Origin of the sequence: Erwinia sp. SLM-02, from assembly GCF_037450285.1 — a bacterium.
In the GTDB taxonomy this organism is placed as follows: domain Bacteria; phylum Pseudomonadota; class Gammaproteobacteria; order Enterobacterales; family Enterobacteriaceae; genus Erwinia.
This window is the reverse complement of sequence record NZ_JAQISN010000025.1, coordinates 1-461: the sequence shown is the minus strand read 5'-3', so window position 1 is coordinate 461 and position 461 is coordinate 1. Positions and strand designations below refer to the sequence as shown.

Below are 461 nucleotides of genomic sequence, written 5' to 3'. Positions count from 1 at the left end.
AAGGAGAAAATACCGCATCAGGAAATTGTAAGCGTTAATAATTCAGAAGAACTCGTCAAGAAGGCGATAGAAGGCGATGCGCTGCGAATCGGGAGCGGCGATACCGTAAAGCACGAGGAAGCGGTCAGCCCATTCGCCGCCAAGCTCTTCAGCAATATCACGGGTAGCCAACGCTATGTCCTGATAGCGGTCCGCCACACCCAGCCGGCCACAGTCGATGAATCCAGAAAAGCGGCCATTTTCCACCATGATATTCGGCAAGCAGGCATCGCCATGGGTCACGACGAGATCCTCGCCGTCGGGCATCTCGCCTTGAGCCTGGCGAACAGTTCGGCTGGCGCGAGCCCCTGATGCTCTTCGTCCAGATCATCCTGATCGACAAGACCGGCTTCCATCCGAGTACGTGCTCGCTCGATGCGATGTTTCGCTTGGTGGTCGAATGGGCAGGTAGCCGGATCAAG

At 56.4% G+C, this 461-nt stretch carries 1 pseudogene; it reads right to left on the bottom strand.

The window, feature by feature from the left end:
- Positions 1 to 42 precede the first annotated feature (42 nt).
- Positions 43 to 461, bottom strand: a pseudogene (locus PGH32_RS24585) (APH(3') family aminoglycoside O-phosphotransferase); the annotation flags it as partial.